Raw genomic sequence first — 6,678 nt, 5'->3', positions numbered from 1 at the left:
AACCCAGTTGCTGTGGATTAACACGGTTTCAGCGTTAACCATTCAGTTTGCGTTTATCTTTGAACCGGCCGAAGAATCAATTATGATTCGCGGTCCGCGGGACGTTAGAAAAGGGATCTTAGGTAAGATGGATGTCTTTGAAATCACGTACGTCTCCATCCTGATCGCAGCACTTGGAATCTTCACCTTTGACCGATTTGTTGATTCTGGTGTCTTGACCGCAGTTCTTGGAAGTACCATGGCGGTTAACATCATTATCTTCGGAAAGATTTTCTACCTGTTCAACATTCGAAATTCCTACCCAATTATTTCCAAACACTTTTTTGAAAATAAGATGGCGTTTATCATCATTGGGATTTTGCTTGTCTTGCAGGCAGCAATGTTCTACATTCCGTTTATGCAGGATGTCTTCCACACTGGCAGCATCAACTTCTTCTATGGCTGGGTTGTGCCAACCATTGCCGGGTTTATTGTGCTGGTGGTTACCGAGATTATCAAGTTGGGAAGAATTGAGTACCGACGGAAAAAAGGAAAAGCAACGACAATTAAATAATCGTAAAAATGAGAGTGAGACAAGAGGCGTTTTGATCCCAGAATTTAAGCCCATCAAGCGATTATTCCTGGTTTTGGAATGATTGATTGATGGGCTTAAATGGCCGGGATCAGCCGATTGCCGCACGTTTCAGCTAGATAGTATAAAATCGCTAAACAAGAGGCTGGGTCAAAAGTTGATACTTTTGTTTCAGCCTCATATTTTTAACAAAAATTACTTCAAATCACCCGGCTTAACTGCCCGTCCCTGCATGATCGACAGTATCCAAGCACCGATGATAATGATCAGCGATACCGCAAAAGCGACATGCATCCCAAAGATGAAGACTTCTGGTTGGGCAGGCAAATAATTGGTCACGTGAAAGCCTGCTTTAACACTCATCGCGATGAACAGGGCGCTGGTGGAAAGGGCAGTTCCTGAAATCATGCCGACGTTTCGAGCCAGCGCATTTAAGCTGCCGGCACTTCCGAGGGAGTCCTTAGGCACGACTGACATGACGATATCACTATTTGGCGACTGAAACAGGCCGGTACCAAACGCCATAATGATGGTGATGATCACGTACACCCAGATTGGGCTGGTTAGCGTTAAGAAGATATAGAGCGTTTGGGCGATCGCCACGATTAACAGGCCAACGGTGGCGACACGGGCTGGTGAAAAATGATCGGCCAACCAACCACCAAACGGGCCGGCAAAAACCATGATGACTGGGAAAATAATTAAAAGTGCCCCAGCTTGTCCAGCGTTTAGTTTCAGTGCATCTTCGAGGTAGAAGGGGATGATGACCACCGTAAAAAAGTTTGATAAAAAGATTAATACGGCGGCACCAAGGCCAAAGGTAAAGGGTTTGATTTTAAACAGGGAAAGCGGCATCAACGGGTTTTGAGCTCGTTTTTCAATGCGGAAGAACTCCCATAGCGCCACAAGCCCAATGGCAAATAAAATCAGTGGCACTGGTTTGCCATACCCAATTTCTTGGCCGATGAAAACGCCCAAGAAGATCCCGACAATTGTCAACGCAAAGCTGGCAAATCCTTGCCAGTCGATGGTTCCAGGGACAGTTTGATAAGCTTTTGGCATGACAATTGCGCCCAGGATGACGGCAATAATGCCAATTGGCAGGTTGACCCAGAAGATATATCCCCAGGATAAACGTGACAAAATCAACCCCCCAAGTCCGGGACCGGCGATGGCCCCCAGCGCGACAAACGTGCCGACAAATCCCATGGCGCGGCCACGCTCTTTAATCCCAAAGGTTGAAGTGGTGATCCCGTAGGTGTTGGAAAGTGTCATCGCAGCGCCAGTCCCTTGGATAAAGCGGCCAACCAAAAGAAAAGGGAAATTAATCTGCAGTCCAGACAAAAATGAGCCAAGTAAAAAGACGATGGTGCCAATCCGAAAGACCTTGATCTTACCGTAGATATCACCTAATTTACCAAATAATAGCAATAACGATGTGAGCACAATCAGGTATGAAGACACGACCCATTCGATTTGGTTCATTGGCACGTTCAATTGTTTGGCCATAATTGGCATGGCAATGTTGACAATGCTGGAATCCAGATTTGACATGAAGGCAAACATGCCAATGGATACGAGAATCCACCAACCGTTTTTTTGAGTGGTAGATTGGGGAGACGGATTGTTCATTTTTGTCCCTTCTTTCTTACAATAGACATGGGTTTCAATAGCTCTATTATCGCGCAAACTTACAAAAAGTAGGTAAGATGTGCTCGCAAGAAGTGCAAAAAAACAAGCCATTATCCAGGGAATGCTTTCTCTGAATAATGGCTTGTTTTTTTGCTCCGGGATCACTTGGATTTTGTCACGATCGTGGTTCTTTTTACCAAGCGAAACGTGCTCCGACGACCCAGACGCTAACTTCTAAGTGTACTTTAACCAAATCCCGAAAACAGGGATTTGGTCAAAGTACACTTAGAAACCGCGTCTCCCGGGTCTCGTCGCACTCTAATCCGTTCTCCATCTTTCAAAGAAGTCCGTGTGCTTTCCCAAGTACTCGATTGCTTCTTGAGCCAACTGGTCGCCTTGCTTTTCTGCTTCTTCTGCATCCAAGTTTAAGGCATCTCTTAGATAGCCTCTGCCAATGTTAACAAATTTATTTTTTCGACCAAATCCTTGATCGTGGAACAAGTCGTCCCACTTTGTGATATCTTCTTTTGCTGTGTTATAAACCAACTCGGAGAGATTCTGGTTCGGATCCAAGAGGGTTGCTGCGTATGTGACGATAAATTCGTCCATATCGATGATGATTTCTTGTCGCATGTTTTTCTTTGCCATTGTTATATTCACCTCATTATCAGTTTAATGCATTTTAGGGATAAAGACCAATTAAGAATGCGTAACGCCTAATGATGCATTTTGAATTCCAAATACAAATCGTTATACTCCTGAACCTTTTCCGGACTTAAATTACTGTACACCTGCAGCCGGTCAATGACTTGTTGAGTCGGGTAGAACTGTCGGTCATTTCGGATTGACTTCGGTAAAAGTCGCAACGCGTGTGTATTCGGGGTCGAATAACCAATGTATTCTGCATTTTGGGCAGCGTTTTCCGGCTTATTCATAAAATTCAAGAACGCGTAGATTGCTTTGAAATGTTTGGCCGTCTTTGGGATGACCAAATTATCGAACCACATATTACTGCCTTCAGTCGGGACGACGTAGTGCAAGTGAGAATTTTGAGACATCATTTCCGATGCTTCACCCGACCAATCAACGGCGATGGGGGCTTCTCCTTCTGCCATATACATCTTGATTTCGTCGGCAACCACGGCCTTAACGTTTGGCGACAGGCGATTGAGCTTATTCTTAGCCTTAATGAGTTCAGCTGAGTTGGTGGTGTTCACGGATTGGCCGATTGAAATCAGTGAGAATCCCAAAATATCTCGAGCCGAATCAATCAGCATAATATCGTTGCGGTATTTCTTGTCCCACAGTTGATTCCAGTGCGCCAAGGATCCCGGCTTAACAAATTGGTCATTATAAATAATGCCTAAAGTTCCCCAAAAATAAGGAATTGAGTATTTATTATGCGGATCAAAACTTTTGTTTAGAAATGATTGACCATAATTGTTCATGCCGGTTAACCGTGATTTATCCAGTGGAATCAACATGTGATCGGCCTTCATTTTTTCAACCATGTAGTCACTGGGAACCGTCAAATCATAGCTGGTTCCGCCCTGCTTGATCTTGGTATACATTGCCTCGTTGCTGTCGAAGGTTTCGACGTTGACGTGATAACCAGTTTCTTTTTGGAACTTCGTCAAAAGGGATGGGTCGATGTAATCCCCCCAATTGTAGAGGTTGAGGACCTTGTTGCCGGTATCCCCGGTAGATTTGGTGAGTTGATTGCTTCCATAAGCCAGACCGGCACACAAGGCCAAAATAGCGACTAAAGCTGCGATAAATTTTTTCATCGGTCAGTCACCTCCACAATGTTCTTCTTGCCGCCAGCCCCAGTGTTGTGGGTTTCAATCAGGTAATATACCCCGACTAAAATCAGCGAGAAGATGAACATGATGCCGGCTAACGCGTTGATTTCCAAACTAATTCCTTGGCGGGCGCGTGAGTAAATTTCAACTGAAAGCGTTGTAAAGCCGTTGCCGGTCACAAAGAAGGTGACGGCGAAATCGTCTAACGAGTAGGTGATTGCCATGAAGAAGCCGGCCATAATGCCCGGTTGGATGTAAGGCAGGATAATTTTACTGAGAATCTGTGACGGACTGGCGCCGAGATCCATGGCCGCGTTGGTCATTGAAGGACTCATATCATCCAATCTGGGTAAGACCAGCAATAACACAATCGGAATTTCAAAGGCGATGTGACTCAACAGAACCGACCAGAATCCCAGCGGTAATTTGAGTGCGGTAAAGAAAATCAGAAAGCTGGCACCGATGATAACATCGGGGGAAACCAATAGAATGCTGTTAAGGGAGAGTAACGTCTCTCGTTCATGGCGGCGTTTTGCGTTGTGGACCGCTAAGGCACCCATAGTTCCGACGATGGTCGAGCAAACCGATGAGAGAAGGGCAATCAAGATGGTATTCAAGAAGATCGCCAGCATCCGTTTGTCGTTAAACAATTCGCCGTAATGCTTCAGTGAAAAGCCTTGAAAATTGGTCATGGTGGTTCCCTTACTGAATGAATAAAGGATCAAATAAACGATTGGAATATACAATAGCAAAAACACAATCGTGATATAAATTTTACCGGTTCGGGAGGCCTTTTCTTCCATTATGCGCGCCTCCTTTTTCGCTTGGTGTTGGTCAAAAGCATGACAATGACCATCGAAATAATTAAGACCACGCCAATTGTGGACCCCATTCCCCAGTTCATGGTGGTTAAGAAATGCTCTTCAACGGCGGTTCCTAAGGTGATAACCTTATTACCACCGATCAAACGCGACAACATGAAGAGTGACAGTGAAGGGATGAAGACGATTTGGATGCCTGATTTGATTCCCGGCATCGTCATGGGGATAATGACCTTGGTCAACGTTTGCCATTTAGTAGCGCCCAAATCTCGACTGGCACGGATGTACGAATCGCTGATATCCGTCAATGAATTATAGATGGGAAGAATCATAAATGGAATTTGGATATAAGCGGCAACCAAAATGAAGCTGGCGTCGGTGAACAGCATGTGCTGGGCGGGGATGCCGACCAATTGAAATAAATAATTGACCAGCCCGTCACGACTCAACAGACCAATAAAGGCATAGGCCTTCAGCAGTAAATTGATCCAAGTGGGTAAAATCACCAAAAGGATCCATAAATCGCGGTGCTTTAATTTGCTGATCACCAATGCCATCGGGTAGCTGATCAAAATGGCGAACAGGGTGATCAAAAACGCGTAAAGAACTGAATTGGCGGTCATTGTCAGGTAAGTCCCAGAGGTGAAAAATTCTTGATAGTTCCCTAGGGTAAACTCGTGATGAATGTTAAAGAATGAATAATAAAAGATCAGGGCAACCGGCGCGATGACAAACATGGCCAGCCATAAAATGTAGGGCGTGAAAAACAACGCGCGAAAATTCTTCTTCATCGTCGTTCCCCCTATTCTTCGTAACTTTCAAGCCGGTGATTAAACTTGGCTTCAGTCTCGTTGTAACGCATGATATGCATGTCGTTAGGGCCAAATGCCAAGCCGACAATCGCGTCATCGGTGCTGGCGTTGGTGGAGTGAATCAGCCATTCGTTGCCAGCCTGATCGTAAGCCAAAATTTCGTAGTAGTCGCCACGGAACAGCTGGGTATCAACTTTAACTTGAAGTTTGCCCTTTTCCGGAGTAGTGATCACCAAATCCTCAGGACGGATAACGACTTCAACGGGTTCGTTGGGCTGCATACCAGCATCGGCACATTCAAATTGGTGCCCCAAAAAGGCGACTTGGTAATCGGCGACCATTTTGCCGGGGATGATGTTACTTTCACCAATGAAGTCAGCAACGAAGTGGTTAATTGGCTCATCGTAAATATCGACGGGCGACCCCTTTTGGAGGATTTCACCCTTGTTCATGACGAAGATCTCGTCACTCATGGCCAGGGCTTCTTCTTGATCATGAGTCACAAATAAAAAGGTGATCCCGAGGTTTTGCTGGAGCTCACGTAATTCATACTGCATGTCCTTACGTAACTTGGCGTCTAAGGCCGATAACGGCTCGTCTAAGAGCAATACCTTTGGCTGGTTAACAATTGCCCTGGCAATCGCAATTCGCTGCTGCTGGCCACCAGAAAGCTCGCTAATTTCCCGGTTAACGTATTGTTCAAGCTGAACCATTTGAAGCGCAGCGTGAACCCGTGTCTCAATCTCGTCTTTGCTGACATTTTGGACAACCAAGCCAAAGGCGACGTTATCGAAGACGTTCATGTTTGGAAAGAGGGCGTAGTCTTGAAACACCGTGTTCAGCGGTCGTTTATTTGCTGGAATGTCGTTAATTTTCTTGCCGTCAAACAAGACTTGGCCGGACGTGACTTCCGTGAAGCCGGCGATAGATTGGAGGATGGTTGTTTTCCCGCAGCCGGAAGGGCCAAGCAGGGTGTAAAATTCGCCTTCCTGTAATGTGAAGCTGATGTTTTTAAGAGCGGTAAAGCCGTCGTCATATTT

Annotated in this window: 7 protein-coding genes; 1 reads left to right on the top strand and 6 read right to left on the bottom strand. The window is 45.5% G+C overall.

Annotated elements, in window-relative coordinates:
* The coding region (locus AB3112_RS06855; RefSeq protein WP_367334166.1) for a cation transporting ATPase C-terminal domain-containing protein at positions 1–553 on the top strand (553 nt) is incomplete at its 5' end.
* Positions 554–766: 213 nt separating this feature from the next.
* Here AB3112_RS06855 and AB3112_RS06850 read toward each other — a convergent pair.
* The 6 genes from AB3112_RS06850 to AB3112_RS06825 form a co-directional block, all read right to left on the bottom strand.
* Entirely contained in the window at positions 767–2,203 is a 1,437-nt protein-coding gene (locus AB3112_RS06850; RefSeq protein WP_367334165.1) for an MFS transporter, read from the bottom strand.
* A 318-nt stretch (positions 2,204–2,521) separates the two neighbouring features.
* Entirely contained in the window at positions 2,522–2,851 is a 330-nt protein-coding gene (locus tag AB3112_RS06845) for a hypothetical protein (protein WP_057910629.1), read from the bottom strand.
* A gap of 68 nt (positions 2,852–2,919) precedes the next feature.
* Positions 2,920–3,990: an ABC transporter substrate-binding protein gene (locus AB3112_RS06840; protein WP_057910628.1), complete on the bottom strand. Its 1,071-nt coding sequence runs from the start codon at positions 3,988–3,990 to the stop codon at positions 2,920–2,922.
* On the bottom strand, positions 3,987–4,808 hold the full coding sequence (locus tag AB3112_RS06835) for an ABC transporter permease (RefSeq protein WP_367334164.1): 822 nt from the start codon (positions 4,806–4,808) through the stop codon (positions 3,987–3,989). Before AB3112_RS06835 ends, AB3112_RS06840 begins: the two co-directional genes overlap by 4 nt.
* Positions 4,808–5,617, bottom strand: coding sequence for an ABC transporter permease (locus AB3112_RS06830; RefSeq protein WP_057910626.1), 810 nt, complete (start codon positions 5,615–5,617; stop codon positions 4,808–4,810). The genes AB3112_RS06835 and AB3112_RS06830 overlap by 1 nt, the downstream gene beginning before the upstream one ends.
* An 11-nt stretch (positions 5,618–5,628) precedes the next feature.
* Positions 5,629–6,678 (bottom strand): ABC transporter ATP-binding protein (locus AB3112_RS06825; RefSeq protein WP_367334163.1); only part of this gene is annotated, 1,050 nt, incomplete at its 5' end.

The organism is Lentilactobacillus sp., assembly GCF_040773105.1.
In the GTDB taxonomy this organism is placed as follows: Bacteria; Bacillota; Bacilli; order Lactobacillales; family Lactobacillaceae; genus Lentilactobacillus; species Lentilactobacillus parabuchneri.
This window is presented reverse-complemented; position numbering and strand designations above follow the sequence as displayed.